The sequence below is a fragment of the Sphingomonas sp. 28-62-11 genome (assembly GCF_002278865.1).
Taxonomy (GTDB): domain Bacteria; phylum Pseudomonadota; class Alphaproteobacteria; order Sphingomonadales; family Sphingomonadaceae; genus Sphingomonas.
Genome location: NZ_NCGB01000010.1, coordinates 18,176 through 44,568, shown reverse-complemented (window position 1 = coordinate 44,568; position 26,393 = coordinate 18,176). Strand labels below are relative to the sequence as shown.

Annotated in this window: 30 protein-coding genes; 17 read left to right on the top strand and 13 right to left on the bottom strand. The window is 63.4% G+C overall.

Annotation, left to right across the window (positions count from 1 at the left end; genetic code table 11):
* Nucleotides 1-3: 3 nt before the first annotated feature.
* Nucleotides 4-366 (bottom strand): flagellar hook-basal body complex protein FliE, encoded by a 363-nt coding sequence (gene fliE / locus B7Y49_RS04645; RefSeq protein WP_374126406.1) that lies wholly within the window; start codon nucleotides 364-366, stop codon nucleotides 4-6.
* On the bottom strand, nucleotides 363-1,658 hold the full coding sequence (locus B7Y49_RS04640; RefSeq protein ID WP_374126405.1) for a sigma-54-dependent Fis family transcriptional regulator: 1,296 nt from the start codon (nucleotides 1,656-1,658) through the stop codon (nucleotides 363-365). Before B7Y49_RS04640 ends, fliE begins: the two co-directional genes overlap by 4 nt.
* A gap of 299 nt (nucleotides 1,659-1,957) precedes the next feature.
* Between B7Y49_RS04640 and B7Y49_RS04635 the strand changes: the two genes are divergently transcribed.
* Complete coding sequence (locus tag B7Y49_RS04635) at nucleotides 1,958-2,767, top strand: flagellin (protein ID WP_374126404.1); 810 nt, start codon at nucleotides 1,958-1,960, stop codon at nucleotides 2,765-2,767.
* A gap of 123 nt (nucleotides 2,768-2,890) precedes the next feature.
* Here the strand turns inward: B7Y49_RS04635 and B7Y49_RS04630 are convergent, their stop codons facing one another.
* Nucleotides 2,891-4,390: an acetyl-CoA acetyltransferase gene (locus tag B7Y49_RS04630; RefSeq protein WP_374126403.1), complete on the bottom strand. Its 1,500-nt coding sequence runs from the start codon at nucleotides 4,388-4,390 to the stop codon at nucleotides 2,891-2,893.
* Between the two features lie 11 nt (nucleotides 4,391-4,401).
* The gene (locus B7Y49_RS04625; protein ID WP_374126402.1) at nucleotides 4,402-5,661 is read right to left on the bottom strand and encodes a CaiB/BaiF CoA transferase family protein; all 1,260 of its coding nucleotides are present in this window, start codon (nucleotides 5,659-5,661) and stop codon (nucleotides 4,402-4,404) included.
* Nucleotides 5,662-5,755: 94 nt separating this feature from the next.
* On the opposite strand from B7Y49_RS04625, the gene B7Y49_RS04620 reads away from it, so the two are divergent.
* The gene (locus B7Y49_RS04620) at nucleotides 5,756-6,694 is read left to right on the top strand and encodes a nitronate monooxygenase family protein (RefSeq protein ID WP_374126401.1); all 939 of its coding nucleotides are present in this window, start codon (nucleotides 5,756-5,758) and stop codon (nucleotides 6,692-6,694) included.
* Between the two features lies 1 nt (nucleotide 6,695).
* Here B7Y49_RS04620 and B7Y49_RS04615 read toward each other — a convergent pair whose 3' ends face one another.
* From B7Y49_RS04615 to B7Y49_RS04580, 8 genes are all read right to left on the bottom strand, one after another.
* Entirely contained in the window at nucleotides 6,696-7,448 is a 753-nt protein-coding gene (locus B7Y49_RS04615; protein ID WP_374126400.1) for a sigma-70 family RNA polymerase sigma factor, read from the bottom strand.
* On the bottom strand, nucleotides 7,445-9,529 hold the full coding sequence (gene flhA / locus B7Y49_RS04610) for a flagellar biosynthesis protein FlhA (protein ID WP_374126399.1): 2,085 nt from the start codon (nucleotides 9,527-9,529) through the stop codon (nucleotides 7,445-7,447). The genes B7Y49_RS04615 and flhA overlap by 4 nt, the downstream gene beginning before the upstream one ends.
* Before the next feature lie 3 nt (nucleotides 9,530-9,532).
* Entirely contained in the window at nucleotides 9,533-10,381 is an 849-nt protein-coding gene (locus tag B7Y49_RS04605; protein WP_374126398.1) for a lytic transglycosylase domain-containing protein, read from the bottom strand.
* A gap of 73 nt (nucleotides 10,382-10,454) precedes the next feature.
* Nucleotides 10,455-10,784, bottom strand: coding sequence for a flagellar protein FlgN (locus tag B7Y49_RS04600; RefSeq protein ID WP_374126397.1), 330 nt, complete (start codon nucleotides 10,782-10,784; stop codon nucleotides 10,455-10,457).
* The gene (locus B7Y49_RS04595; protein WP_374126396.1) at nucleotides 10,781-11,068 is read right to left on the bottom strand and encodes a flagellar biosynthesis anti-sigma factor FlgM; all 288 of its coding nucleotides are present in this window, start codon (nucleotides 11,066-11,068) and stop codon (nucleotides 10,781-10,783) included. The genes B7Y49_RS04600 and B7Y49_RS04595 overlap by 4 nt, the downstream gene beginning before the upstream one ends.
* 87 nt (nucleotides 11,069-11,155) lie before the next feature.
* Complete coding sequence (locus tag B7Y49_RS04590; RefSeq protein ID WP_374126395.1) at nucleotides 11,156-11,680, bottom strand: flagella basal body P-ring formation protein FlgA; 525 nt, start codon at nucleotides 11,678-11,680, stop codon at nucleotides 11,156-11,158.
* A gap of 56 nt (nucleotides 11,681-11,736) precedes the next feature.
* Nucleotides 11,737-12,255, bottom strand: coding sequence for an OmpA family protein (locus tag B7Y49_RS04585; RefSeq protein ID WP_374126394.1), 519 nt, complete (start codon nucleotides 12,253-12,255; stop codon nucleotides 11,737-11,739).
* Nucleotides 12,252-12,953 carry a motility protein A gene (locus B7Y49_RS04580; RefSeq protein WP_374126393.1) on the bottom strand — a complete coding sequence of 234 codons (702 nt, stop codon included), beginning with the start codon at nucleotides 12,951-12,953 and terminating at the stop codon, nucleotides 12,252-12,254. The genes B7Y49_RS04585 and B7Y49_RS04580 overlap by 4 nt, the downstream gene beginning before the upstream one ends.
* A gap of 247 nt (nucleotides 12,954-13,200) precedes the next feature.
* Here B7Y49_RS04580 and flgB point away from each other — a divergent pair, with 247 nt between their 5' ends.
* From flgB to B7Y49_RS04505, 15 genes are all read left to right on the top strand, one after another.
* Nucleotides 13,201-13,554, top strand: a complete 354-nt coding sequence (gene flgB / locus B7Y49_RS04575; protein WP_374126392.1) for a flagellar basal body rod protein FlgB — start codon at nucleotides 13,201-13,203, stop codon at nucleotides 13,552-13,554.
* Nucleotide 13,555: 1 nt separating this feature from the next.
* Entirely contained in the window at nucleotides 13,556-13,966 is a 411-nt protein-coding gene (gene flgC, locus B7Y49_RS04570) for a flagellar basal body rod protein FlgC (protein WP_374126391.1), read from the top strand.
* Nucleotides 13,967-13,968: 2 nt separating this feature from the next.
* Complete coding sequence (locus tag B7Y49_RS04565; protein ID WP_374126390.1) at nucleotides 13,969-14,655, top strand: flagellar hook assembly protein FlgD; 687 nt, start codon at nucleotides 13,969-13,971, stop codon at nucleotides 14,653-14,655.
* A gap of 39 nt (nucleotides 14,656-14,694) precedes the next feature.
* Nucleotides 14,695-15,960, top strand: a complete 1,266-nt coding sequence (locus tag B7Y49_RS04560; protein WP_374126389.1) for a flagellar hook protein FlgE — start codon at nucleotides 14,695-14,697, stop codon at nucleotides 15,958-15,960.
* A 24-nt stretch (nucleotides 15,961-15,984) separates the two neighbouring features.
* Complete coding sequence (locus B7Y49_RS04555; RefSeq protein WP_374126388.1) at nucleotides 15,985-16,731, top strand: flagellar basal body rod protein FlgF; 747 nt, start codon at nucleotides 15,985-15,987, stop codon at nucleotides 16,729-16,731.
* Nucleotides 16,732-16,745: 14 nt separating this feature from the next.
* Nucleotides 16,746-17,534 (top strand): flagellar basal-body rod protein FlgG, encoded by a 789-nt coding sequence (gene flgG / locus B7Y49_RS04550; protein ID WP_374126387.1) that lies wholly within the window; start codon nucleotides 16,746-16,748, stop codon nucleotides 17,532-17,534.
* Nucleotides 17,515-18,258, top strand: a complete 744-nt coding sequence (locus B7Y49_RS04545) for a flagellar basal body L-ring protein FlgH (protein ID WP_374126386.1) — start codon at nucleotides 17,515-17,517, stop codon at nucleotides 18,256-18,258. Before flgG ends, B7Y49_RS04545 begins: the two co-directional genes overlap by 20 nt.
* Before the next feature lie 11 nt (nucleotides 18,259-18,269).
* Entirely contained in the window at nucleotides 18,270-19,364 is a 1,095-nt protein-coding gene (locus B7Y49_RS04540) for a flagellar basal body P-ring protein FlgI (RefSeq protein WP_374126385.1), read from the top strand.
* Between the two features lie 7 nt (nucleotides 19,365-19,371).
* Nucleotides 19,372-19,746: a rod-binding protein gene (locus tag B7Y49_RS04535; protein WP_374126384.1), complete on the top strand. Its 375-nt coding sequence runs from the start codon at nucleotides 19,372-19,374 to the stop codon at nucleotides 19,744-19,746.
* Nucleotides 19,743-21,092, top strand: a complete 1,350-nt coding sequence (gene flgK / locus B7Y49_RS04530) for a flagellar hook-associated protein FlgK (RefSeq protein ID WP_374126383.1) — start codon at nucleotides 19,743-19,745, stop codon at nucleotides 21,090-21,092. Before B7Y49_RS04535 ends, flgK begins: the two co-directional genes overlap by 4 nt.
* An 8-nt stretch (nucleotides 21,093-21,100) precedes the next feature.
* On the top strand, nucleotides 21,101-22,015 hold the full coding sequence (locus tag B7Y49_RS04525; protein WP_374126382.1) for a flagellin: 915 nt from the start codon (nucleotides 21,101-21,103) through the stop codon (nucleotides 22,013-22,015).
* 107 nt (nucleotides 22,016-22,122) lie between these two features.
* On the top strand, nucleotides 22,123-22,986 hold the full coding sequence (gene motA, locus B7Y49_RS04520; protein WP_374126381.1) for a flagellar motor stator protein MotA: 864 nt from the start codon (nucleotides 22,123-22,125) through the stop codon (nucleotides 22,984-22,986).
* A complete protein-coding gene (locus B7Y49_RS04515; RefSeq protein ID WP_374126380.1) occupies nucleotides 22,986-23,891 on the top strand; it encodes a flagellar motor protein MotB in 906 nt (301 codons plus the stop codon). Before motA ends, B7Y49_RS04515 begins: the two co-directional genes overlap by 1 nt.
* A 118-nt stretch (nucleotides 23,892-24,009) precedes the next feature.
* Nucleotides 24,010-24,411 (top strand): hypothetical protein, encoded by a 402-nt coding sequence (locus B7Y49_RS04510; RefSeq protein WP_374126379.1) that lies wholly within the window; start codon nucleotides 24,010-24,012, stop codon nucleotides 24,409-24,411.
* Nucleotides 24,412-24,441: 30 nt separating this feature from the next.
* Nucleotides 24,442-25,671 (top strand): hypothetical protein, encoded by a 1,230-nt coding sequence (locus tag B7Y49_RS04505; RefSeq protein WP_374126378.1) that lies wholly within the window; start codon nucleotides 24,442-24,444, stop codon nucleotides 25,669-25,671.
* Here B7Y49_RS04505 and B7Y49_RS04500 read toward each other — a convergent pair.
* Nucleotides 25,668-26,294, bottom strand: coding sequence for a TetR/AcrR family transcriptional regulator (locus B7Y49_RS04500; RefSeq protein ID WP_374126377.1), 627 nt, complete (start codon nucleotides 26,292-26,294; stop codon nucleotides 25,668-25,670). The two genes, B7Y49_RS04505 and B7Y49_RS04500, sit on opposite strands and share 4 nt — an antisense overlap.
* Between the last annotated feature and the right edge of the window lie 99 nt (nucleotides 26,295-26,393).

Below are 26,393 nucleotides of genomic sequence, written 5' to 3'. Positions count from 1 at the left end.
CGATTAAACCGGCATGCTCATGATGTCCTTGTAAGCGGACAGAAGTTTATTTCTGACTTGCAGCGTCGCTTCGAAGCCGATCGCGGCTTCCTGGCGCGCCAGCATCACCTTGGCGATGTCGACATTTTCACCGCGCTCATAGGCGGCGCTGATGTCCCCCGCCTTGGCCTGAGCAGCGTTGACGCCGTTCAGCACCTCCTGCATCGTCGAGGCAAAGCTACCCTTGTCGGTCGACGCAGGCGCAGCCGTGGTGCCTGCACTGGCACCGGCGCGTTGCAACGCTTGGTTCTTTTCCAGAATCTGCGCCCGCAGCGCGAGCACCCGGTCGACCCCCATCGGGCCACCCACTCCACCGATCCCACTCATGCTGAAGCCACCTTGCTAAAGTTGCTCGAATAGGCGGGCGTAATCATCTCGCCCTGTTCACGCGCCTTGGCGAGCCGGTAGCGCAGCGTGCGCTCCGAAATGCCGAGCCGCCTTGCGGTTTCGATCCGGCTGCCGCCACAGGCCGCAAGCGTTTCGCGGATCGCCTGGAATTCGGACATCTGGACGATGTTGCCAAGCGTTGCGGGCACAGCATCGTCCGCAGGCGTTGCTGCGGCAGCGGGCGTTGAGGACGGTGCGCGATCGAACAGGATGTGCGCTGCGCTGATCGTGTCACCCGCCGCAAACAGCAGCGCACGCTGAACGACATTTTCCAGCTCGCGGACATTGCCGGGCCAATCATGGCGCATCAGCACGTCGACCGCCGACGCATCGGGCCAGGGGATCGTCGCGCGGCCAACCGCATGGCGCAGCACCATCGTCGCGGTGAGTGCCGGGATATCCAGGCGACGTTCAGCGAGCGGCTTGGTCGAGAGTGGAAACACACTAAGCCGGTAATAAAGATCGGCGCGGAACCGTCCTTCGGCGACTTCGGTCTGCAGGTCGCGGTTGGCACAGGCAATCACCCGCACATCGATCGGCTCCGGCACCGAAGCGCCGAGTGGCACGACTTCGCGTTCCTGCAGCGCCCGGAGCAGCTTGGCTTGCAGCTGCAGCGGCATTTCGGCGATTTCGTCGAGCAGCAAGGTGCCGCCGTTCGCGGCACGGAAGAAACCTTCACCGCCGGACGATGCACCGGTGAACGACCCCTTCTGATGGCCGAACAGCAATGCTTCGAGCATGGATTCGGGCAGGGCGGCGCAGTTGATGGCCACAAAGGGCCCGTCCTTGCGGTTCGAACCGGCATGAATGGCACGCGCCAGCACTTCCTTGCCGGTGCCGGTCGGGCCGTTGATGAGGACGGTAATCTCGGCGGCGGCGACGCGTTCGGCCAGCGCATAAAGCGCCAGGCTCTCCGGATCAGCAGCGGTCGGCGTGTCAGGGCCCGCCAGCAGCGCGCGCGCAAAACCGTCACCGATGGCGGCATTCTCTGCGGTGTAGCCGATCCGTGAAGGGCTGCCGTCCCGCGCTGGAACCACATATCGGTCTTGATCGCCTATAATGACTGTACGGGCGGGCGCCGACGGCATTTCGCCATCGGCGATAAGAAACATATCACCGGGTTGCGGTTTGGCCTCATCGGCCGTCGCGATCGCAAAACCTTGCGTCCGCAATGACGACACCAAGGCATAGCGTTGGCGCAGTACGGCAGCTGACGGATAGATAGACCGCATTGGTTTTCCCCTTGTGTAAGGGAGACATGCGGCAATTACGGTAAATCAACCGTTAATCATGTCACCGTCCGGCAATTATTTTCCGGCTTGCTGCCGGGGTCGCGACAGGGGGTAATTCCCTTTGCTGCCTCAGTTTTGCGGCATGATCCGGCAAATTTCGGCCCCCTGCCCCCAGCATCGCGATCAACGTGGTTTGTAATTCTGCTTAATGTCGGCACGCAGCGGTCGTTTACCCTGCTGACGGCTCGGCTCTTCCGATGGGGGGCGACAGGGAGCGTCAGGCAAATGGAGATACGACCATGACTGTTATCGGAACCAACGTCGCGGCGCTGAAAGCCAGCAACGCAAACAACCGCGCCAGCCAGGCGCTGACCAACAGCATTGAGCGCCTGTCGACCGGCAAGCGCATCAATTCGGCAAAGGACGACGCCGCCGGCCTCGCCATTGCATCCTCGTTCACGTCGCAGATCCGCGGCACCAACCAGGCGATCCGCAACGCAAACGACGGCATCGCACTGTCGCAGACCGCTGACGGCGCGCTGGGCGAAGTGACCAACATTCTGCAGCGTCTGCGTGAAGTTGCCGTGCAGTCGGCTTCGGGCACCTATTCGGCAGGCGATCGTACCAACCTGCAGGCCGAAGTCACGCAGCTGACCGCACAGCTGACCGACATTCAGGCAAACACCAACTTCAACGGCGTGTCGCTGGTCGGCACGACGGCCGCCACGGTCAACATTCAAACCGGCTCGGCCAACGGCGACACCGTTACGCTGGATGTAGGTGGTCTTGACCTGACGACCGCAATTGCCGCCGACGTTTCGACGGTCGCTGGTGCCAACACGGCACTCACCGCCATCGACACCGCGCTGACGGCGACCAACACCACGCGTGCAACGCTGGGTGCCGGCCAGAGCCGTTTGGCTTCGGTCGTCAACAACCTGACCAACAGCGTCGCCAACCTGACCGACGCACGCAGCCGGATCGAAGACGTCGATTTCTCGACCGAAACGACCGAACTGGCCCGTGCGCAGATCCTCAGCCAGGCATCGACTGCGCTGATCAGCCAGGCGAACCAGTCGCAGCAGGGCGTGCTCCAGCTGCTCCGCTAAGCAAGGATCGGCTCCGGCACCGCCCCCCTTCAAGGGTGTCGGAGCCGCCCGGCCCTCCTTACTTCCAAAGGAGTGCGGAGAAAGAACCCCGGTGGCGAAAGCCACCGGGGTTTTTTTCGTGCGTCAGTTGATGATTAGCCACTCCAGCAGGCCATCTTTCGCCTCAACCGCGATTCCCGACGTCCCGATCGGATCAGCATTGGCATTAGTGAGGAACGCGATGCCCGCGTCGTCATCGCCCGGGACCCGGGCTAGGAAGCGATCGCCGACCGGGTTCCGCGCCACGACCACCCCTGCGCTGGGCGCGCCTTCGCGATCGTAGAACACGGTATAGGTTTCGATCACACCTGGCCCGGCATAATCCTGATCCACTATCGGCACCGGCCCGCGCAGTGCCTCCGCTGCTGCCTGATGATCGAAGTTATGCGGGAAGCTAACACCCGGGATCGGCGCGCGCGACAGCACGATGCTGTGGTTATAAGTCGCAAAGCCGCCATTGCCGAACAGCAGGCCGTGCTGCCCATCCCCGCCACGCAAGCGATCGACCATCGCGGCGATGGCGTGGCTCATGTAATTGCCGATGGGGCCACCACCAAAGGTGAGCCCGCCGACGACGCTCGCCGGTCTATCTTCCGGCCAGCCGATAATCCGCCGCGCCATTTTGGGGACGCAGGGAAAGCAGGAATAGAGCTCGGCGAGATCGATCTGGTCGAATGTCAGGCCGTTGGCGGCGAGAGTCTGTTCGAGCGAGACCCGCATGCCCGCCGATGCCGCATAGCCATCGCGCGCCAGCACATCATCGGGCTCGTGCGCTGCAGCACCGTGGCCGACAAAGATCAGACGATCGTCGCCAAAGCCGCGCGCCCGCGCCTGGGCCAGACTGGTGACGATGAACCCCGCGCCTTGATTGACGGCGCTGTTGGCAACCATCAGCTTGGGATAAGGAAAGGCGATCGGGCGGTTTGCAGGAGACGGGGTGACGATTTCGTCCACGCTTTTGGGCGCGCGCAGCCACGCATTCGGGTTGTCGGTCGCCACCTGCGAAAACAGCGCCCAAATCCGCCCGCTTTCGGCCTGTGCCTCGGCCAGCGTCTGCCCCCAGGCCGATCGCGTGGCATTTTCGTAGAGCGGATAGACATCGACCGGCGCGGTGAGCCCGTAACGCTGGCGATAGATCGGCGCGACACCCTTATGGCGGATGCGCATGGCATTGTGATCGACATCGCCGCCATTTGCCGCAGCGCGCTTGGCCGCCGTGCGCAGCGCTTCGGCCCCGACCACAGCGGCTACGATCGATTCCCCCGAGCCGATCCGGTTTGCCGCCTCATTCAGCAACCGCACCGGGCTGTCGCCCATCGGCTTTGCCGTCTGGAAGCAATGGGCGGGCGCAATGCCCAGCCCCGCCGCGACAGCATCGACGAGCGGGTTCATCTCGCGAAACGAAATCTGGTCGACCACTGCGAGCGAATCGATCGCCTTTATCCAGCCGCCCCCACCATCGCAGTCAGCCGCCTGTAACGCCGCGACCATCAACGCGACCGGGTCCATTGCGGCAAAGGGGTCTTCGGTCCGGTCGTTGATCTGGCCGACGCCGATGATGACGGGAGTGCGTGCAGCGTCCATGCGCTCGATCCTCAGGCGCTGGCTAGCTGGACGACACCGGCTGCGACCATCGCCGCGATCTCGTCTGCGCTATAACCAAGTTCAGCCAGTATCGCGGCACTATGCTCGCCCGATTGCGGCGCGCGCTGCATCGGATCGCGCACGGCGCCGCTCAGCGCGATCGGTGCGCCAACAATCGGCGCGGGCGCGGGCGTGCCTGGATAGCGAACATGCTCGACATAGCCCATCGCCTGCACCTGGGGATGCGCCATGACTTGCGACGGATCGAGCACCGGCCCGGCCGGAATCCGCGCCGCGCCCAAGGTCTCGATCGCCTCTTCGGTCGTGCGGGTCGCACACCACGCCGCCATGCGCGCGCTCAGCGCTTCGCCATTATCGCCGCGTGCCATGTCATCGACGTAGCGTGGATCGTCGATCAACTCGGGCGCGCCGACCAGCTTGGCCCAGCGCGCAAAAATCGGGTTGCTCACCACCTGGGTGATGATCCAGCCGTCACGCGTCGCGAACACATCGGTCGGGCCCGAGCCGAAGCTGCGATTGCCCATGGGCACGCGTTCCACCCCGTTTAGCGCATAATCGATGCTGAGCGCGTTCGACATCGCGGTTGCGGTGCCGAGCAGCGATCCCGATACCTGCTGGCCCAGACCCGTCCGATCGCGTTCGCGCAGCGCGACCATTGCCCCGAACGCGCAATGGATCGCGGTGCCGAAATCGACGTAGTTCACTTGTGCGCGATAAGGCTGATCGGGCGTTCCCGTCAGCCGCACGACGCCCGACATCGCCTGCCCGACCGCGTCAAATCCCACCCGCCCCGCCATCGGCCCTTGCTCACCAAACGCCGACGCAGTCACCAGAATGATATCCGGCTTGGTTGCGCGCAGCGATTCAAGGTCGAGCCCGGCCTTGGCGAGCGCGTCTGCCGGCATGTTCGCCACCACGATATCGGCCGTCGCGACGAGCCGCTTGACGATCGCTTGGCCCTCGACACTGCCCAGAGACAGCGCGAGCGAGCGCTTGTTGCGGTTCATCTGGAGGAACCCCGCCCCTGCCCCATCCTCGGCCACGGGCACCGGAAAACGGTCTTCATTGCCGCCCACGCGCTCCACCCGGATCACGTCGGCCCCGTAATCGGCGAGCAACGCCGCGCAGTAAGGCCCGGCAATGTACCGCCCGAAATCGAGCACGCGAATGCCGCTTAATGGTTTCATCTGGCCCGTGCCCCTCACCTTGCCCGTCGGTACGCTCGTCTGGCGGCGATCGGGTTCGTCCAAGCCTTAGCGCCGATGCAGCGCGGCTGCGACCCGCTTTTCTTTTCGGCCGCCAACCCGCAAAGAGCCTGCAACTAAAGAGGTGGGGGAGGTCTCAATGAACCGTTTTCTGGCGCATACCGGCGCGCGCTATCCGATCGTCCAGGCACCGATGGGCTGGATCGCGCGGTCCGCTTTGGCATCCGCAGTATCGAATGCAGGCGGGTTGGGGATTATCGAGACATCCTCGGGCGAGACCGAGAATTGCCAAGCCGAAATCGTGAAAATGGCGTCGCTCACCAGCGCGCCGTTCGGCGTGAACCTGCCGATCCGGTTCCTGAAAGATGATGCGATGCTGCACTTCATCTGCCAATCCGGCGTGAAGTTCGTCACGACATCGGCGGGCAGTCCCGCCAAGTTCATCGCGCCGCTGAAAGCGGCCGGGATCACCGTCTATCACGCGGTGCCGACGGTGGAGACCGCGATGAAATGCGTGGCGGCGGGCATCGACGGGCTGGTAGTCGAAGGGTCTGAAGGCGGCGGCTTCAAGAATCCGGAGGAAGTCTCCACCCTCGTCCTGCTCCAGGCGATCCGCCGCGTCACTGATGTGCCGCTGGTGGCTGCAGGCGGGATTTGCGACGGCAAGGGCATGGCCGCCGCCTTCGCGCTGGGCGCAGAGGCGGTGCAGATGGGCACGCGGTTCGTCTCGTCCGCCGAAAGCCCGGTGCATCACAATTACAAGCAGGCGATCATCGACGCGAAGGAAACCGGCACGCTCGTGCTCAACCAGAAATCGACGCCCTGCATCCGCGCGCTGAAGACCGAGCGCACCGCCGCGATCCACGAGGCCGGCCTGATGCCCGCCGATACGTTTGCGCGATTGCAGGATCTCTATTTCGGCGGCGATATGGAAGCCGCCGTCGGCTTGGCCGGACAGACATCGGGGCTGATTGACAGCGTGAAACCCGTCGCAGCGATCATCGAGGAAACCATCGCCGAATTCCACGCCATCGCCGCGCGGATGGGAGCAATGGCGGCGCCGGGGAATTTCGGGTAGGTTACATCACCCGCGCCAGCGCTTTTTTCAGCCGGTCATGCGCCGATTTCTTGATCTGACAAATCCGGGCCGGGCCGACGCCCAGCACCAGCCCAATCTCCTCAAGATTCAGTTCCTCGACATAATAAAGCTGGATCACTTGCGCCTCACGCTCTGGCAGCGCCGCGATTGCGGCGACAAGCGTGTCGCGCGTGCCGGCTTCCGCCAGCTGATCGAAGGCATTCGGCTCGTCGCTCGCGAACCAGGGTAGGTCGTCCGAATAGACATCATCGATCGTCTCGAACCGTACCGGCTCGGCGGCGGCATAATCGATCCGCAGTTTTTCAGGCGTCACGCCCAGCCGCTCGGCAACAGCCGCTTCATCGGGGCGCTTGCCGGTTTCGTTCGTCAGCGCGGTAACCGTATCCTGATAGGCGCGCCGCCGCCGCATCGCGCCGCGCGTGAGCGTCGCCTGGCGGCGGAGCTCATCGATCATCGCGCCGCGCACCCGCGTCAACAGATATTGCTCGAAACTCACCTGCCCGCGATCCTCGAATGTAGCGGCCGCCTCGAGCAGGGCGACCATGCCGATCTGGATCAGATCCTCGACCTCGACCGCACTGCTCATGCTGCCATGAATATGCCAAGCGACACGCCGGACCAGCGGCAGATGCTTGCGTGCCAACGCGTTGGCATCGGGCTTGGCGCGGCCATAAACGAGCGGCGGGGCGGCAAGCGCGGCGGCAAAACCGGCAGGATCTGGCAGGGCGCTCATGCGGGCAATGCCCCGGGGGCGCCGATCACCGCGACAACTTCGACCGATTTATCCTCGGGCACCTCGAAAAAGCTCATCACGGGCGTGTCGGGCATACAGGTCTTCACCAGTTTGCGGATCGCAATGCGGATCGCGGGTTGAACAACAAGGGCGAAGGGCTTGGCCTCCGCGACGAGTGGTTGGGCGGCGCGTTGCAGCGCCTCGACGATGCGGCGGCCCAGATCGGGTTCGATCGTGTGGCGGCGCGACGGATCGGCACGTGCGGCATGGCCGAGCAACCCTTCGAGCTGCCCCTCCAGCGTCATCACGCGCAGCGGCTCGCGCACGCCGCACAGTTTCTGGATGATCAGCGGGCCGAGATCGGGACGGATCGCCTCGATAATTTCCTCGGCATCGAGCGTGCGCTGAGCAGCCACTGCGATCGCGGCGGCGATACGGCGGAATTCCTTCAGCGCGATCCCTTCGGCCAGCAATCCGCGCAGCACCTGGGTCAGCGTGGTCAGCGGGACTGGCGTCGGGCTCAATGCGGCGACCAGATTGGCGGCGCGTTCCTTCAGCTGATCGAGCAGGTTCTGCACCTCGTCCGGGCCGAGCAGTTCGGCAGCATTGGTCGAGAGCAGATGATTGAGGTGCGTCGCAATAACCGTGCCGGGATCGACGACCAGGAAGCCAGCGCCCGTCGCCGCATCGGCATCGCCCTGCGAAATCCAGGTCGCGTCGAGCCCGAAGGTCGGATCTTTGACCGGCTTGCCGAGCAGCCCGCCGACCGCTTGCCCGGTATCGAGCGCCAGCATCTCGTCGGGCGAAACGGTATCCTCGCCAATCACGACCCCGCCAACGACGATGCGGTAGGTATAGGGCGACAGATTGATATCGTCGCGCACGCGCACCTGCGGCACGATGAAGCCAAGCTCTTTCGACAATTGCCGCCGGACGCCGGTAATCCGCCCCATCAATGGGCTGCCACGGCGCTCATCGACCAAGGGCACGAGGCCATAGCCGATATCGAGGTTGATCTGGATCGAATCTGCCACTTCTTCCCAACTGATCCGTGACGGATCGACCGGGGCGGCGATGATCTCTTCGACCGGCACCGGGCGTTGGGCAATCTGGCGCAGCTTCCAGGCGGCAAAACCGGCAATCGCGGCGGCCGGCAGGATGATGAAATGCGGCATGCCCGGCAGTACGCCGAGCAGCGCGAGGATGGCGGCCACCGGCGTCCAGGTCTTGGCCGAGCCGAACTGGCTGCCGATCTGGCCGGTCAGATCCTGCGACGAGGTGACGCGGGTGACGATCGTCGCCGCCGCAATCGAGAGCATCAACGACGGGATCTGCGCGACCAGCGCATCGCCGATCGCGAGCAGCACATAGGTTTGCGCGGCATCGCCAATCGTCATGCCGTGGCTGATCGGCCCCAGGATCAGCCCGCCGATGATGTTGGCGGCAAGAATCAGCAGCCCGGCAATCGCATCGCCCTTCACGAATTTGGACGAACCATCCATCGATCCGTAGAAATCGGCCTCGGTCGCCACTTCGATGCGGCGGGCTTTGGCTTCTTCGGGGGTCAGCAGACCGGCGTTGAGATCGGCGTCGATCGCCATCTGCTTGCCAGGCAAGGCATCGAGCGTGAACCGGGCCGACACTTCGGACACGCGACCCGCGCCCTTGGTGACCACGATCATGTTGATGATCACCAGGATCGTGAACACGAACAGCCCGACGACATAATCGCCGCCGATCAGGAAGGTGCCGAACGCCTCGATGACATGGCCGGCTGCCGCTTCGCCTTCATGCCCGTGCACCAGCACGACGCGCGTAGAGGCGACGTTCAATGACAGGCGGAACAAGGTTGCGAAGAGAAGCACGCTGGGGAAAGCCGAGAAATCGAGCGGCTTTTGCGCGTTGAGCGCGACCATCAGCACGGCCAGGCTGATCGTGATGTTCATGATGAAAAAGATGTCGAGCAAGGCCGCCGGGATCGGCACGACCATCAGCAGCACGAGCAACAGGATCGCAACCGGCAAGGCGCCGCCACGGGCAATCGCGCCGATGCCGCGACCGGGACTGGAGGTTCGGGCCATCGCTTAGCCGCCCAACCGGGCGAGCATCAGATAGGCGAGCCGGGCAGTATCCGGCGTCGGCCGCAGCAGCGACGCCGCACGATCCGTGGTGCCCTTCAACTGGGTGATCGTTGCCTGCGCCCAACGGGTCGCCCCGGTCTGGCTCTCGCCATTGCCGGGGATCACTTCCATGCCGTCGCTCGCTTCGGTCGGCGTCAGGCTGCGCGATGCAAGGCCCACCGCTCCCACCGATGCAGCCCCGCGATCGAGCTTGGCGGAGAAACGGTCATAGATTTCGCTGAGCGTGCGCGGTTGCCCGCCAGCGCCGTAGAAGATGTTGTGATTGGCGCGCGCCGCAGCCGGAAACAGTGCCGCGCCGATCTTGCCGGGATTGGCTTCCATATTCTTCAGAAAGTTGCGGGCGCCCCCCAGACCCAGGAAATGCGCCATGTAGAGATCGGTGCCGGTCGCGGTGCGACCCAGGCTGCCTTCGATCGATGCCTTGTTGTCAGCGGCATGTTCGGCGGCCATCAGCGATGCCGTGCTGGGATCGTTGCGCAGCGCCAGGATCGCGCGCCGCGTGGCAGGATCGCTGACCGTCATCCGGCCATTGGCGCCTTCGCCGATGCTATCAGCCGCCCAGCCAAGCCCGTGTTCGGCGCCGTGTTTCTTGATAACCGCGAGCCAACTTTGTTCGATGAACTGGTACAGCCCAGACGCACTCGACGTGCCGGCTCGGGCATCGGCGCGCATGCCGCTTTCGACCTGCGCCTGGCCGAGCAGATAATTGAAATCCACACCCGTCTTGGCCGATGCCAGCGCAATCGCTGACTGGATCGTCCCGGTGTTTCTGTCGATTGGATTGACGGTCATCGACTTGGTACGCCCCCTGTTGCAGGAGCTTACACAGCAAAGACCGTGCCAATTTCTTGGCAGTTAGACTGATTTAGGCGTAGCCGCCTGCCAGCGCAGGGCCACGATAGCCCGTCGGGCCTTCGCCGGTCAGCTGCTGCAACCGGCGGCGCACATTGGCGCTCATCAGGTTCACATAGATGCGGCAGGTTTCGTTCAAGCGGTGCGCTTCTTCGGCAAGCGCACGGATATCCGGGGTGGGGACGCCATCAGGCGTGGCGGAGATGGTATCGATCGCGATCAGCTTGGTGCGCGTTGCACGCTCAAGCCCGGCGACATCGTTGGATTTCAGCGCAGCAATCTCGGCATGGAGCGCATCGATCACGCGGATCAGGGCGTCACGCCGCGTCGTTCCGGGTGTCATTGCGGCTTCCAGTTCATCTTGATCGCGATCAGCCGGTCGGCAATCGTCTCAGCAACAATCGGATAGCTGTTGGTGGCAATCGCGCGGCGGATTTGCGCGACGCGTTCCTCATCGATGGGTGGCTTAGCAGCATAATCGGCGACCAGCGAAGCAACACCACCGGCAACAACCGTGTCGGCATCGTCCTGAACGGCCGATCGTGAGCGGGCGATTGGCGCGGTTTGCGCAACGCGCGCTAGCGAACGCTCCTGCGTAACCGGCTTTGTCCCAACAGGATCCACCATGTCTCCACCCTCGTGATCGTGCCTACACCCAGTAGAACGACCGCGAACGGCAAAGTTTTAGGAAAAATTATCACCTCGGGTCCGGTGTTACAGCGCATAACCCGGCAATGTCGCGCGGCCCGCACTCACCGCAATTGCCTGGACCGGCTTTTTTGGATCATCGACATTGACGAGCAAGCGGCCTCCGGGGGCAGCATCGCTCATCGCCACGCCGTCACGGCTGATCGAAAAGCCGTTGGTGCCCGCCTCGATCGTCACCGGATCACCGCGCTTGATGATGATCTGCGGTTTGACGGCAACCGCAACTGGCGCTGCGACGGGCGCTTGCACCGGCGTTGGCGGTACGATTACGGGCACATAGAGGCGCCAATCGGGGCCGGTGCACGTCACCACCACCGAATCATGATTGTCCGCCCGCCATGCCATCGAGACCATCGGGCATGCCGCCAGCTTCAATCGGGTATCGACAGGCGCACGCGCACCGCCCTCGGCGCCCATCGGCTTGCCAGTAAAGGCAGCAACCCCGCGATCGATCGCCTGCGTATCCTGAAAGCCGGTCTGTGCCGCCGCCGGGCTGGCGATCAGCAAGGTGGTTGCGAGCAAGCGGTACATCGTCTTCTCCCTAAAAAGCAGCCGAAACCGGCAAAATAGTGTTGCCGGGCGGCAAATCATGGCCGTTCCCCGCCAAAGCCAATCGTCAGCGTCACGGTGCGACGGCCGGGTGTCGAGTCGTTGGCGATGGTCAGCCGATCGGCCGGCACCGCCCCGGCGCTGGCAAGCGCTGCCGCCACCGCGCGGGCGCGATCGGCGGCGAGCACGCTCGCGCTGCGGGTGACGGGTTCGACATCGGCGGGGGTGCCATCAGTTGCCCCGGTAATTTTGATCTGGACGCGGGGATCGGTGGCGGCGCTCCGCGCCCAAGCGATGATGCTGGCGGGCGACGAAGGCAGTACGCTCGATCCGGGTGCGAAATCGGCCATCGCAGCGACCGCAACCGGCATCGGATCGGCGACGCGCGTCGTCACGCCGAAACCCTCGCGCAAGCCCTGCGCGAGCGCTTTCCCGTCGAGCGTCTGGTTCGCCTGAATCAGCACGAAAAACCCGACGAGCAGTAATGCAAGATCGGCCAGGGTCACCAGCCAGATCGGCCGCGCCGACGGGGTTTCAGGAAAGAAATCATCGGTCATGCAGCAGACCTGTCTGTCAGCGCACGATCGATGGGGCGCGGATGATCGCGCAGGCGCGGCGCCTCGCGCGCGGCCATGGCGGCCAGCGGGGCTTCGATCCGAGTGCGTTCAAATGCTTCTTCGCGTGCGCAGCGGCGCAGCCGGGCAGCAATCGGCATGGCGACAAGATTGGCAATCAGGGCACCATATAATGTCGCGAGCAGCGCGACCGCCATCGCCCCGCCAATCGCGGTCGGATCGTTCATCGACAGGAACATCTTCACCAGCCCGATTAGCGTGCCGACCATCCCCAGAGCGGGGGCGACCTCCGCAGCGGAGGCCCAAACCTCTGCCGCAGCCAGATGCCGCTCGATCCGCGCCTGGCGGGCATGACGGATGATCGCCTGGACCTGATCGGGATCGGCACCGTCGACGATCGCGGCAACGGCCGCTGACACATCCGCATCGGCAATCACCGACCGATCGAGGGACATCACGCCGTGGCGCGCGGCGATGCGGCCAAGCGCGGCAATCTGATCGACCAGCGGATCGGCGCGGAATCGGCGCCGCGCCAGCACCGGCAATGCGGCGACCGCGCGGGCCAGATCATGCGCCTGCGTGCGAAGAACGACGGCCAGCAATGTGCCACCGCCGACAATCGCCGCCGCAACCGGATCGAGATAAGGCCCAAGCGCCTGGGCAAGATCGATGCTGTTCATGCCGCGCCGCGTAGCAAGGGTCGCGCCAAATTGCCGATCGGTCGCCATCAATCATCATTGCCGTCCGGCACGATCGATATCCGACGCAAGCTTGCCGCCGCGTTGCCGCTTCCCGGCAACATCTTGCCGCTTTGGGCGATCTGGGTCGGCAAACGGGCATTTCCGAACCGGCAAGGCAAATTGGCACGGTGATTGCTTGATTGGCCACGCAGAATTTTTTGCGCAGATCAATACGAGGACTAGACCCGTGTCAGACGACCTTCTTTTCGGTGTGCATGCAGCAGCGCTTGAACTGCGCTCGCGGCGCATGGGGATGATTGCGTCCAACATCGCCAACGCCTCCACGCCCGGCTTCAAGGCCAAGGACATCGATTTCCAGGCAGCGCTCGCGCAATCGGGCAGCAACCGCAACATGACTGATATGGCGATCGGCAGCGCCACCCGCTTCCGCGTGCCCGTCCAGGCATCGCTCGACGGCAACACCGTCGAGCTCGCGACCGAGCAGACCGCCTTCGCCGAAAACGCGGTCGCCTATCAGACGACACTTTCGTTCCTGAATGGCCGCATCGGCCAGATCACCCGTGCCCTGAGAGGCGAATAAGATGGCCGATCAACCCCTCACCATTTTTCAGGTCGCCGGCCGGGCAATGTCCGCCCAGCTCGTGCGGATGAACACCACCGCGTCGAACCTGGCCAATGCAGGCGTCGTCTCGGGGTCGGCAGCGGCCGCCTACAAGACGATGAAGCCGGTGTTCCGCACCCAGTTCGATCAGGCATCGGGACTTGCGACCGTCAACGTCGAAAGCATCGTTCAGGCCGGCAACGCGCCGACCAAACGCTACGACCCGACCAACCCTGTCGCCGATGCGGATGGCAACGTGTTCGAAGCCGCCGTCGATGAGACGCGCGAGCTGGTCGACATGATGGAAACCGCCCGAAACTTTCAAAACAATGTCGAGGTACTGCAGACCGCCAAGTCGCTGATCCTCGATACCCTCAAGCTGGGACGCTGATCATGGCGAGTTCTTTCGATAGCACATTGGCCAATCTGGGGATTAGCCGTTCCGGCAATACCGCCGCGAAGGTGACGACCGCGGCGCAAGCCGATTCGCTGAGCCAGAATGATTTCCTGAAGCTGCTGACCGCGCAGCTGAAGAACCAGGATCCGACCGATCCGGTCGATGCCGCCGCGCAGCTGACGCAGCTTGCGCAGTTCTCCAGCGTGGCCGGCATTGCCGAGATGAACACAACGCTGAAGGCGATCCAGGAAAAGCTCGCCGGCAGCACGACGAGCGATGCGCTGAGCTATGTCGGCCGCACCGTTCTGGCGCCGGGCGACACCGCGTTTCCGCGCACCGATGGCGGGTTGACGGGCGCGGTCGAACTGGCGGGGGATGCCAGCGACCTCCGCGTATCGATCCAGGGCCCGAACGGCGCGGTCCTCAAAACCCTGTCGCTGGGTGCGCAGACCAAGGGCACCGTTACCTTCGATTGGGATGGAAGCACCAATAGCGGCGATCCCGCAGGACCCGGCCCATTCAAGATCACCGCCGTTGCCAACAACAATAATGCCAGCGTCGCGACCACCTCGCTCGTCTGGGCACCGGTCAGTTCGGTATCGATCCCGTCAACAGGCGCCCCGATTCTCACCGTGGCCGGCATTGGCCAAATCCCGACAACCCAGGTTCGCCAGATCGGCTGATCCGCCACCACCGACCAGTTTCGCCAAGGAGATACAACCATGTCTTTCTACACTTCGCTCAGCGGCCTACGCGCAGCCCAGACCGATCTCGCGGTCATTTCGCACAACCTGGCCAATGTCAGCACCAGCGGCTTCAAGAAGAGCCGTTCGGAATTCGCCGACGTGATCGCCTCCAGCGTGGGCACCAATCCCACCCAGGCGATCGGGTCGGGCACCGTCGTCAAGGCCAATCGCCAGCAGTTCAGCCAGGGCAATCTGGTGCAGACATCGTCGGCGCTGGATATTGCGATTTCAGGCGACGGGTTTTTTGCCGTGAAACCGCAGCTTGATGGCGGTCCGGTCAACTTCACGCGCAATGGATCGTTCCTCGTCAATGCCGACCGCTATGTCGTCGACGGCGCAGGATCGCACCTGCAGGCCTATCCAGTGGATGGCAGCGGCGCCATAGTGGCATCGGGGCTGTCCTCGGCGGTCTCTGTCCGTCTGCCCGCCACCAGCGGCACGCCGGTACCGACGCAGAATGTCGCCCTATCGCTCAATCTGCCAGGCGGCGGAGCGATTCCAACGACGACGACGTTCGATCGCTTCGATCCGACGAGCTACAATGAATCGACCCAGACGACGATCTATGACTCAGAGGGCAATGCCCAGGTTCTGACCACCTATTTCAAGCGCGAAACCGTCCCCACGGGCGGGACGCCGACCAGCGTATGGTCTGCCTATAATTTTGTCGGCGATCAGGCACTGACCGTGGCGGGCGTCGATGAAATCACGCTGACCTTCGACATTGCAGGCACGCTCACCTCGCCGACAACGCCAAACACGTTCGACGCGTTCACCCCGGCAAGCAGCCCCAACCCGCAGGTGATTGCGCTCGATTTCGGGACCGCAACCACGCAGCTGGGCTCGCCATTTGATGTCGCCGCCGCCAGCCAGGACGGTGTTGCGGTGGGTCAACTACAGGGTGTGACCGTCGACAATGAAGGCATGATCCGCGCCAGCTTCTCGAACGGTGAAACGCGCACGCTCGGCAAGGTACTGCTGGCGAACTTCGCCAATCCATCGGGCCTGCGCCAGCTTGGCACCAGCACCTGGGCGCCGACCGGCCTGTCCGGCACGCCCGCGCTTGGCGAGCCTGGCAGCAACGGCTTTGGCGGCCTGCTGTCGGGCACGATCGAGCGTTCGAATGTCGACCAGACCGAGGAACTCGTTGGCCTGATTGCCGCGCAGCGCAATTTCCAGGCCAATGCCAAGGCGCTCGAGACGGACAACCAGCTCTCGCAGACCATCTTCAACATCCGCTAATTTCTGACGATCGGGGCCAGTTGAATGGACAAGCTGATTTACACCGCGGCGTCGGGCCTGAAGGGGCACATGGCGGCGCAGGCGGCAATCGCCAACAACATGGCGAACGCCTCTACGATCGGCTTTCGCGCCGAGCGGGTGGTGTTCGATCAGCTGACCCTCAAGGGCGAAGGACTGTTATCGCGTCAGCCGGCATCGGAAGAAATCACCGATGTCGACCGTCGACCCGGCGCGATTTTTTCCACCGGCAAACCGCTCGACGTAGCGGTAGGCGGGGATGCCTGGATCGCCGTGCAGTCAAAGGATGGCAGCGAAGCCTATACCCGGCGTGGCGATCTTTCGATCGCGGCATCGGGCGTGCTGGAAACCGGTGACGGTTTCCCGGTGATCGGATCGGGGGGTCCGATCACCGTGCCACCCGCGCAGAGTGTGACGATCGGCCCCGATGGCAGCATCGCCATCATCCCGTTCGGCGCCGAACCTGGCGCTGCGCCTGTGATTGTCGATCAGATCAAGCTGGCAAGCCTGAAGGGATCGGACACCGTCAAGGGGCTGGACAATCTGCTCCATGTACGCGGCGGCGGCGCGCTGCCTGGCGATCCGACAGCCAAGCTGATTTCGGGATCGCTCGAAGGATCGAACGTCAATCTCACCGAGGCGCTGGTCGACATGATCGAGAACCAGCGCAGCTACGAAGTGCAGGCCAATCTGATCAAATCGGCCAAGGAACTCGATGAAGGCGGCGCATCTCTGATGCGCCTGCCCGGTTAAAGGGGAATAAGGACATGGGCAGCGCAGCAATGCACATCGCACGGACCGGGCTTGATGCCCAGGACATGCGCATGCGGGTCATCTCGAACAACCTCGCAAACGTTAATACGACGGGCTACAAGCGCGATCGGGCAGCGTTCGAAACGCTTGCCTATCAGACGATCACGGCGCCCGGCGCGCCGAGCACATCCGAAACCAAATATGCCACCGGCCTGAACCTGGGCACCGGCGTGCGTATCCAGGGTACGTCGCGGATCGACACCCAGGGCTCGCTCGCCACCACCGGCAACTCGCTCGATCTCGCGCTCGATGGCGATGGCTATTTCCAGGTGACGCTGCCAGGCGGCACGCTCGGTTACACACGCGCGGGCAATTTCTCGCGATCTGCCGAGGGGCAGCTGGTGACGGCCGAAGGCTATACCGTGCAGCCCGGCATCACCGTTCCAGAAGGCGCTACGTCAATCACGATCGGCACTGACGGCACCGTTTCGGCAACGATCGCCGGGCAGACCGAACCGAGCCAGATCGGCCAGATCCAGCTGGCGACCTTCCCTAACAGCGCCGGGCTTCAGGCCGCGGGCGACAATTACCTGAGCGAAACCGCCGCCAGCGGTGCCGCCAGTCTTGGCACGGCCGGGCAGGATGGCCGCGGCAGTATTCGCCAGGGGATGCTCGAAGGATCGAACGTCAACGTGGTCGAAGAACTGGTTAACATGATCGAAACCCAGCGTGCCTACGAAGTGAATTCGAAGATGATCACCGCCACCAATGAAATGCTGCAATATGTCAACCAGAACGTCTGATCCTGCCCCGGCCCTCGTGCCGACCGCGCACAGTGCGCTCGTCAAATTTGCAGGCGGGCTGGTCGCGGGCGCGGTGCTGGTCGCAGCCTTTGCACCGGGCGCCGCCGACGCGCGCCTGTTTGGCAAGAAGGCGCCCAAGACAGATTTCTCGATGACCCTGCCGCCGCCGCCGGCGCCGCCGGCACCTGCCGATGGCGCGATCTTCAAGGCATCGGCTGGCTATGCACCGCTCTACGAAGGCTGGCGCGCGCGCCGGGTTGGCGATCCGCTCACCATCGTGCTGGTCGAGCGCACGCTCGCCAGCAAATCGGCGAGTTCGAAGCTCGACAGCAAGGCCAATCTGGGCATCACGCCACCCGCCGTTGGGCCGCTTTCCTTCGTGCCTCCCAATTCGCTGCAGGCATCGGGCGACCGGGGCTTCAACGGCACCGGCCAGGCCGATCAGTCCAACTCGCTATCAGGCGAAGTCAGCGTGACGGTGTCGGAAGTTTTCCCCAACGGCACGATGATGGTGCAGGGCGGCAAGCGCGTCACGCTCAACCGCGGCGACGAATTCGTTCAGATCAAGGGTCTGGTGCGTTGGGCTGACGTCGATGCCGATAACCGCGTGCTCAGCACCCGGGTAGCCGATGCGCAGATCGCTTACACCGGCAAGGGCGATGTCGCCCGCGCCAGCCGCCAGGGCTGGTTCAGCCGCTTCTTCTCCGCCGTCAGCCCGTTTTGATCGGACCCAGCATGATCCGTCTGTTCCTCGCCCTTTTGCTTTCGATGCTGGTGGCAACACCGGCACTGGCTGACCGCGTCAAGGATCTCGGCGCGTTCCAGGGCATTCGTACCAACCAGCTGACGGGCTATGGCATCGTCGTCGGTTTGCCGGGCACGGGGGACGACAATCTCGAATATACCGTCCAGTCGCTGAAGAGCGTCGCTTCGCGCTTTGGCTTGCAGCTGCCCGCCGGGGTTAATCCCGGCCTGAAGAACTCGGCCGCCGTGCTGATCACTGCCGAACTGCCTGCCTTTGCCAAGCCCGGCCAGCGGATCGACATCACCGTTGCCGCCCTCGGCAAGGCCAAGTCGCTGCGCGGCGGCAGCCTGATCCTCACCCCGCTGATCGGTGCCGATGGCCAGGTCTATGCGATGGCGCAGGGCAATCTGGCGGTTGGCGGGCTCGGGGCGGACGGTGCCGATGGCTCGAAGATCGTCGTCAACGTGCCTTCCACCGGACGTATCCCTGAAGGGGCCACGGTTGAACGTGCGGTCGATACCGGCTTTGCGAGTTCACCGCTGCTAACCTTCAACCTGTCGCGTGCCGATTTTACCACGGCACAGAGCATCGCGGCTGCGATCAACGGGCGGCTCGGCCCGGGCCGGGCACAAGCCATCGACGGTGTGTCGATTGCGATCAGCGCCCCCGAGGGCGCCGATTCACGGGCCACGCTGATGAGCCAGATCGAGAATCTGACGGTTACCGCCGCCGAACCTGCCGCGCGTGTGATCGTCAATGCGCGTACCGGCACCGTCGTGATCAACTCCGCCGTTCGGCTCGGGCCAGCCGCCGTGACCCAAGGCAAGCTAACCGTGCGCGTCGATGAATCGCAGCGCGTCAGCCAGCCCGCGCCCTTCAGCCAGGGCCAGACCACCGTCGAACAGAAAAGCGGCGTCAACATCGCCGAAGAGGTGAAGCCCATCTTCCTGCTCGATCCTGGCCCGCGCCTGTCTGACGTCGTCAAGGCGATGAACGCGATCGGTGCTTCGCCAGCCGATCTTGTCGCGATCCTCGAAGCCCTGAAGGAAGCCGGCGCGCTGAAGGCCGACTTGATCATCCTGTGATGCCCGCATGACCAGCATCCCCGCCATCCCGGCCCTGCCGACCACCGGCATCGATGCCCCCAATGTCTCGACCGACACGAGCAGGCTCGCGTCGCGTGCCAATCTGGAAAAAGCGGGCAAACAGTTCGAGGCCGTGTTCACGCAGATGATGCTAAAATCGATGCGTAATACGCATCTGGCCGAGGAACTCTTCTCGTCCAAGGCGATCGACACCTTCCGCGACATGCAGGACCAGAAATTGTCGATCGTGATGGCCGATGCCAAGCCACTCGGCATTGGCAAGGCAATGGTTGAATTTCTGGCAAAGAACCAGGAAGCGTTGCAGGCAGCGGCACCCGTCACACCGGCCGATAGCGGCCCTGCCATCGGGAAGGCGCCATGAGCGACCTGCTCTCAATCGGCGCCAGTGGCGTCCGCGCCTATCAGTCGGCGCTGACCACCACGTCGGATAATATCGCCAATGCGGCCACCCCCGGCTATGCCCGGCGGACCGCGACGCTGACCGAAGTCACCGCGTCGAGCGGACGCTATTCGCAGAGCAATGTCGCGAACGGCAACGGTGTGGCAGTGTTCGGCATCAACCGCGCTGCCGATGAACTGCGATCCAATGCGGTACGCGCATCGGGTGCCGATCTGGCGCGAACCGAAACCAGCATCGTCTGGCTGACCGGCATCGAAAGCGCCCTGACCGGCAATGATCTGACAAATCGGCTGACGAGTTTTTTCAACACCGCCAAATCGGTTGCTGCAGATCCCGCCGCCAGCACCCCGCGCGCCGCGCTGCTCGAAGCGAGCTCGGGCGTCGCAAACGCTTTCGCAGCAACGGCGCGCTCGCTCGATCAGATCACGGCCGATCTCGACAGCACCGCCGAAAGTGCAGTGACCTCGCTCGAAACGCTGGGTGCGGCCCTGGCCAAGGTCAACAAGGGGCTGGGTAGCGCAACGCCCAATTCGAGCGCGCAGGCACAATTGCTCGATCAGCGCGACCAGATCCTCGATCAATTGAGCGCGCTGAGCGATGTCGGTGTCACGCTTGATTCGGCAGGGCGGGCCAGCCTCACTCTGGGCGGCGCATCCGGGCCGAGCTTTGTCACCACCGGCGGCGATGTTGGCTTTGTTACCTATGTGCGGGCGGCATCGGGCAATGTTTCCTTCGCCGTCCATCTGAACGGCACCTCCTCCAGCCTGTCACCACAGGGCGGCACGCTGGCCGGCATCGCCGAAGGTGGCCAGCGAATTGGCGCTGCGCGCACCGAACTCAATCGGATTGCCACTGATTTCGTCGACGGCGTCAATGCCGTGCAGGCGGGTGGCCGCGATCTCGATGGCAATCCGGGCGCGGCGCTGTTCAGCGTCGGCGCCAGCCCGACCAACATCAGCGTGGCGCTTACCAGCGGACGCGGGATCGCTGCGGCCGCAGTTGGTGGAGGCCCGCGCGACAACACTAATTTCGCCGCTCTTGAAGCGCTGCGTACCACAGGCGCGTTCGAAGCCGACACCGCCGGGCTGGTCGCGAACAACGCCACCGCGCTCGACCAGCGCAAGACCGTGTCCGATGCGCAAAACGCGATCCGCGAAGGCGCGATTACGGCACGCGACCAGCTGACCGGGGTCAATCTCGATAGCGAGGCGGTCGATCTGCTTCGGTTCCAGCAAGCCTATCAGGCGTCGAGCCGCGTGATTCAGGTGGCGCGCGAAACCTTCCAGTCCATCCTCGATATTCGCTGAGACCGATCATGACGATTACCAGCACCAATTTGTTCTTCGATCGATCGGCAGCATCGCTGGCGAGCCTTAATGGCCGCAATCAGACGCTGCAGGAGCAGATTTCGTCGGGGGCAAAGCTCACCGCTCCGTCCGATGACGCGATCGGCTATCGGCGGCTGCAAGTGATCGCGCGCACAAGCGCCGATGATGTCGCTTGGGGCAAGAACATCGATCTCGCCCAGACGGTCCTGAATCAAGCCGATGGCGCGCTGGAATCGGTGTCGAGCCAACTGCAAAAGGCGCAGGAACTCGCGATCCAGGCGAGCAGCGGGACGCTGTCTGACGGCAATCGCGCGGTCATCGCCGCGCAGCTGCGCGGTATCGTCGACGACCTCGTATCCCTTGCCAACAGCAAGGATGCACGCGGCGGACCATTGTTCGGCGCTGCTACCGGCGACAGCGCCGTGACGCGCGATGTCGCGGGCGTTGTCAGCTTTACCGGCACCGGCAATCCGGTCGCGATTCCCGTCGGCGACGGCACTAACGTACAGCCGAGCGAATCGGCGGAACGCATTTTCGGCAACCTGCCCGCTGGCGCCGGCGCTGGCGATATTTTCGCCGTACTCAGCAGCTTTGCTGATGCGTTGGAGGCCGGCGGCAGCGTTTCGGCCGTTGCGGGCCAGGCGCTGACCGGCGTCACGGCGTCGCTCGATCAGGTGAGCAGCGCTCGCGGCTCGATCGGTGCGCGCGGCGCGCGGCTCGACCTTGAAACCGCACGGCTCGAATCAACGGCGCTCACCCGTGAGGCCGAACGATCGGGCATCGAGGATACCGATCTGACGACCGCAATTATCGAGCTGCAGAAGACCACGACGATCCTTCAGGCCACGCAAGCCAGCCTCGGCCGCCTCAGCTCGCTCTCCCTTTTCGATTATCTGCGCTGATTTCGCGGTTTGGTTAACGGATTGGCGACGAAATTGGGTGAATAAGGGGTTTCATCGCCACCCACCATATCGTCGGGCGGCATCAACGTCGGGAGGCGGCTGAGTTCATGTTTCCGATTATCGGCTTTGTCGTCCTGATCGTGATGGTATTTGGCGGCTTCGCGCTCACCGGCGGTGCGCTCGAACCCGTGATGGAAGCCATTCCGCATGAAATGCTCATCATCGGCGGTGCCGCGATCGGCGCGCTCATCATCGGCAATTCGATGAAGGAGCTGAAGGCAATCGGCACCGGGCTGATGAAAGTGTTCAAGGGTCCGCGCTACAAAAAGCAGGATTATCTCGATACCATCTTCCTCGTCTCGAAGCTGATGAAGATGCTGCGGACCGAAGGGCCGATCGCGCTCGAACCGCATGTCGAAGACCCGTCGTCGAGCGCGATCTTCAGCGAATATCCCCGGCTGCTCGCCGATCACACCTTGATCGCGCTGATCGCCGATACGCTCCGCCTTGTCGTCGTGTCCTCGGGCACGCTCGATGTGCACGCGGTCGAAGAGGTGATGGATAACACGATCAAGACCCACCACCACGAAGTCCAAGGGCCACAAACCACCCTGCAGGGGCTTGCCGACGCGCTGCCCGCGCTCGGTATCGTCGCGGCCGTGCTCGGCGTGGTGAAAACGATGGGCTCGATCGACAAGCCACCCGCGATTCTGGGCGCCATGATCGGCTCGGCGCTGGTCGGCACCTTCATGGGCGTGTTGCTGGCATACGGCCTGGTCGCGCCACTGGCGGGCCGGTTGCAGCAGATCATCGATGCCGACGCCGCGATTTATCACACCGTCAAGCAGATCATCATTGCCTCGCTCCACGGTCACCCGCAGCCGCTGGTGATCGAAGCCGCACGCTCGGGCATCGCGCATGACAATCAGCCCGGCTTTGCCGAGGTGTTTGATGGGTTGCGGGGCCGGTAATGGCTGCGCGTGCGCCGCACGGGGCAAACCAGCCGCCCCGCGTCATCGTCAAGAAAATCTATATCGAGGGGCATGGCGGCCATCACGGCGGCGCCTGGAAAGTCGCCTATGCCGATTTCGTGACGGCGATGATGGCGTTCTTCCTCCTGATGTGGCTGCTGGGCGCGACAACGGAAAAGCAGCGCAAGGGCATTGCCGATTATTTTGCGCCGACGATTCTCGATTCGCGGTCAGAAGGTATTGGCGGCAGTGGCCTGTTTGGCGGCGATGTCGTGAGCAGCTCCTCACGCGTCGGCAAGGACGCCGGCACCTCGAGCACCCTCAGTCTTGTCCAGCCGCAAATGTCCGATGCGGGCGGCCCGCGGATCGGCACAGGCGACAAGGGATCGCTGCGTAACCGCGAGTTCGAAATTCAGGATCGCAAGAATTTCGATCGCATCAAAGAGCGGGTGTCCAAACAGATGACCGCCAGCCCCAAAATGCAGAAGCTGGCCACGCATGTGCGGTTTGTTCGGACACTTGAGGGCATGCGGATCGATCTGGTCGATAACGCCGATTATTCGATGTTCGGCCTGGGCACGACCGCACTCGAACCCGAAGCCGACAAACTGATCGGGTTGATCGCCCAATCGGTGAAGACACTCGATAACGCGATCATGATTCGCGGCCATACCGACAGCCTTGGCTTCAAAAATGCGGCCGGAATCAACAACTGGCTGCTGTCGAGCAGCCGCGCCGAGGCGACCCGGCGTCGGTTGGCTCAGGATGGATTGCCCGATAGCCGGTTCGAGCGGATCGAGGGTGTTGCCGACCGTGAACCGATGATCAAGGAGGACCCGGCCGATCCGCGCAATCGTCGGGTATCCATCACGATGTTGTACCGAAAAAGCGCATTCGGCCGATAAGGCCGGTGGTGCGGCGTTCGTCTTGGGGGTATCGTTAACCATCGATCCCCGCCCGAAAGGCAAGCCGATGCACCCCCGCACGTTGCGCCGCATACGCCAGTTTCACTTGTGGTGCGGGATGTTTTTTGCGCCGGCGATCCTGTTCTTCGCGTTCAGCGGCGCCCTGCAGACCTTCGATTTTCACGAAACCGAAAATGGAATCGCACCGCCCAAATGGATCGCGACGATTGCGGCCATTCACAAGAAGCAGGATTTTCCCAAACCACGTAAGCCAAGACCACCCGCCGCCTCCACCGGCGCGAGCGAGAGCAAAGCTGCCCCAACCGCAGCAGTCCCCGCAAAGGCATCGACCCATTCGCCCTGGCCGCTCAAGGTTTTCGTCGGATTCATGTCGATCGGGCTGATGATATCGACCGGGCTTGGCATCTCCATCGCGCTGACCAATCGACTGACCCGGCGGACGTCGCAGATCATGCTCGCGGCGGGCACCGTGCTGCCGATCCTGATGCTGCTGATCTGACGATCTGACGACACGACCGGGCGCGGGACATTGAGCGCATATCTCGATAGCCCCTGGCCGGGCGAGGACGGTTCCCCCGATCGCCGGCAAGTTGCGCGCCATGGCCCTGAAATGAGGATCGGCGATCGGTTGCGCGCCACAACGCGGCGAACGCTGATGTCGACAATGACCGTGCTGGGCGCGCCGGGCGAGGTGTTTCTGCTGACGCATTCGGTGCTGCGTTCGCATCTGAAGCTGCCGACCAGCGCGCGGGTTGAACGAATCGACCCGGAAACGCTGGCACCGCTTGCGCGATCGCCGCAACTGCCAGGCGGGCCGATGTGGCCAGGTGGCATGGCGATCCACGCCAATGGCGACCTATATGTCGTTTATGGCCGATACGCACACCGTCTCGATCGGCAATGCAGGCTCAAAGCGTCGCTGCGCCTGCCTTTGAACCTTGCACACAACAGCTTCGTCATTCTCGACAATGGCTTGATCGTCACCAAAAACCTGTCTGACAGCGTGCCCGCGCGGTTGCTGGTGATCGATCCTGATACCTTGTCGATCATTTCCACGATCGATTGCCCCGAACCGTCCATTGCCCGGCTGAGTGCGGTTGGCTCAACGGTGTACCTCGTTGGGGTGCGCTCCATCTTCCGCTATCACTGGGCGCGCGGTACGCTGGTTCGCGATGAGGACTGGTGCCACGACTATGTTGGCTCAACGACACAAAGCTATGGCTGGGATGTCGTGCTGGCGCTTGGCCAAGCCTGGTTCATGGACAATGGTCGGCACCGTTATCAGACCAGCATGATCGGGCGGGGCGTGGTGCAGACCCCCAATCGACTGATCCGGGTCGCGCTTGATGACGCGCAGGATCATGATGCAATGGCCATCAGCGGTGTCGATGGGGGCAGCATCACCAACCCGCCGCTCATCGATTCCGATCGGGGCATCGTGATCGGTTTCGATTCAGCCAATCGCGTCATGCGGGCCTGGAGCTTTGATCCGGCAACGCGCGCGCTAACCGAACGGTGGCGCAAAACCGGGATTGGCTGTGCGAGCCACATGATCCTGCTCCCCCGATCAGGCCAGATGATCACCAATGATTATCGCCGTGGCGGCGAAGAAGTGGTGTTCCTCAATATCGAAACGGGTGCCGAAACAGGCCGCGTCCGGATTGGCGGCATCACGCAGGGCGTGGTGTTTCCATCGGTAGGGTGGAATAACGATGTCTATTGGTGCTCGATGCGGCGCGTGGCCCGGATATTTTGCTAATCGGTGATGCTGGCCAGCACCGCTTCGAGCAGCCGGTGGATAACGGCACGGGCATCCTCGATCACCAGGCCCTGATCGTGCCGCAGGCGACGCCAGCACTGGAAACTGATCGTGACCTCGATCGCGCTGGCGGCTGGCGCATCGGCAATCACCGCCTCCGGCAGGATGGCGTGCAGCGAGGTGCGTTCGAGCTGGAGTTGCTTGTGATAGCCCTGCATCAGGAAGTCCGACTGGAACCGCTTGATGCTCGATGAAATGCGGTACGGCATGATCGTTTCATAAATGCCGATCCGGCGATCCGCCATTTCGCGCACCCGATCCCGCCACAGCCGCGCTTCGAATGGCTTGAGCATGATTGGCATGACCTGCGCTTCGATCACCTCGGCCATTTCGCGATAAAGCGACTCCATCTCGTCGAAGTGCCGAAACACCGTGCGTAATCCGACCCCGGCCATTTCGGCCACCTGAGCCGCGCCGGGCGCCACTTCACCGTCACGCACCAGCGTCAACAGCGCTTCGACGATCTTGGCGCGGGTCGTGCGGCTGCGTAGATGGCGACCATCGGTCGCCTGACCGAGAACGGGCTGTGGGCGGGCGCGGGAGGAAATTGATGATGTTTTCATGACTGTTATCCCCCTCGCATAAACACTCCGCACCCTACCGTCCAGCAAGGGGGCAATGTTCTTCTATTGGCATAAAACGCGCCAATGGATTGATGGAAG

Coding starts and splice junctions, on each gene's coding strand:
- B7Y49_RS04560 (WP_374126389.1), top strand. CDS start 14,695: ATGTCTTTCTACACTTCGCTCAGCGGCCTACGCGCAGCCCAGACCGAT.
- flgG (WP_374126387.1), top strand. CDS start 16,746: ATGGGCAGCGCAGCAATGCACATCGCACGGACCGGGCTTGATGCCCAG.
- B7Y49_RS04600 (WP_374126397.1), bottom strand. CDS start 10,784: ATGACACCCGGAACGACGCGGCGTGACGCCCTGATCCGCGTGATCGAT.
- B7Y49_RS04540 (WP_374126385.1), top strand. CDS start 18,270: ATGATCCGTCTGTTCCTCGCCCTTTTGCTTTCGATGCTGGTGGCAACA.
- flgC (WP_374126391.1), top strand. CDS start 13,556: ATGGCCGATCAACCCCTCACCATTTTTCAGGTCGCCGGCCGGGCAATG.
- motA (WP_374126381.1), top strand. CDS start 22,123: ATGTTTCCGATTATCGGCTTTGTCGTCCTGATCGTGATGGTATTTGGC.
- B7Y49_RS04630 (WP_374126403.1), bottom strand. CDS start 4,390: ATGGACGCTGCACGCACTCCCGTCATCATCGGCGTCGGCCAGATCAAC.
- B7Y49_RS04525 (WP_374126382.1), top strand. CDS start 21,101: ATGACGATTACCAGCACCAATTTGTTCTTCGATCGATCGGCAGCATCG.
- B7Y49_RS04515 (WP_374126380.1), top strand. CDS start 22,986: ATGGCTGCGCGTGCGCCGCACGGGGCAAACCAGCCGCCCCGCGTCATC.
- B7Y49_RS04640 (WP_374126405.1), bottom strand. CDS start 1,658: ATGCGGTCTATCTATCCGTCAGCTGCCGTACTGCGCCAACGCTATGCC.
- B7Y49_RS04555 (WP_374126388.1), top strand. CDS start 15,985: ATGGACAAGCTGATTTACACCGCGGCGTCGGGCCTGAAGGGGCACATG.
- B7Y49_RS04580 (WP_374126393.1), bottom strand. CDS start 12,953: ATGAACAGCATCGATCTTGCCCAGGCGCTTGGGCCTTATCTCGATCCG.
- B7Y49_RS04565 (WP_374126390.1), top strand. CDS start 13,969: ATGGCGAGTTCTTTCGATAGCACATTGGCCAATCTGGGGATTAGCCGT.
- B7Y49_RS04535 (WP_374126384.1), top strand. CDS start 19,372: ATGACCAGCATCCCCGCCATCCCGGCCCTGCCGACCACCGGCATCGAT.
- B7Y49_RS04590 (WP_374126395.1), bottom strand. CDS start 11,680: ATGTACCGCTTGCTCGCAACCACCTTGCTGATCGCCAGCCCGGCGGCG.
- flgK (WP_374126383.1), top strand. CDS start 19,743: ATGAGCGACCTGCTCTCAATCGGCGCCAGTGGCGTCCGCGCCTATCAG.
- flhA (WP_374126399.1), bottom strand. CDS start 9,529: ATGGCCCGAACCTCCAGTCCCGGTCGCGGCATCGGCGCGATTGCCCGT.
- B7Y49_RS04585 (WP_374126394.1), bottom strand. CDS start 12,255: ATGACCGATGATTTCTTTCCTGAAACCCCGTCGGCGCGGCCGATCTGG.
- B7Y49_RS04635 (WP_374126404.1), top strand. CDS start 1,958: ATGACTGTTATCGGAACCAACGTCGCGGCGCTGAAAGCCAGCAACGCA.
- fliE (WP_374126406.1), bottom strand. CDS start 366: ATGAGTGGGATCGGTGGAGTGGGTGGCCCGATGGGGGTCGACCGGGTG.
- B7Y49_RS04500 (WP_374126377.1), bottom strand. CDS start 26,294: ATGAAAACATCATCAATTTCCTCCCGCGCCCGCCCACAGCCCGTTCTC.
- B7Y49_RS04545 (WP_374126386.1), top strand. CDS start 17,515: ATGTCAACCAGAACGTCTGATCCTGCCCCGGCCCTCGTGCCGACCGCG.
- B7Y49_RS04620 (WP_374126401.1), top strand. CDS start 5,756: ATGAACCGTTTTCTGGCGCATACCGGCGCGCGCTATCCGATCGTCCAG.
- B7Y49_RS04510 (WP_374126379.1), top strand. CDS start 24,010: ATGTTTTTTGCGCCGGCGATCCTGTTCTTCGCGTTCAGCGGCGCCCTG.
- B7Y49_RS04605 (WP_374126398.1), bottom strand. CDS start 10,381: ATGACCGTCAATCCAATCGACAGAAACACCGGGACGATCCAGTCAGCG.
- B7Y49_RS04615 (WP_374126400.1), bottom strand. CDS start 7,448: ATGAGCGCCCTGCCAGATCCTGCCGGTTTTGCCGCCGCGCTTGCCGCC.
- B7Y49_RS04595 (WP_374126396.1), bottom strand. CDS start 11,068: ATGGTGGATCCTGTTGGGACAAAGCCGGTTACGCAGGAGCGTTCGCTA.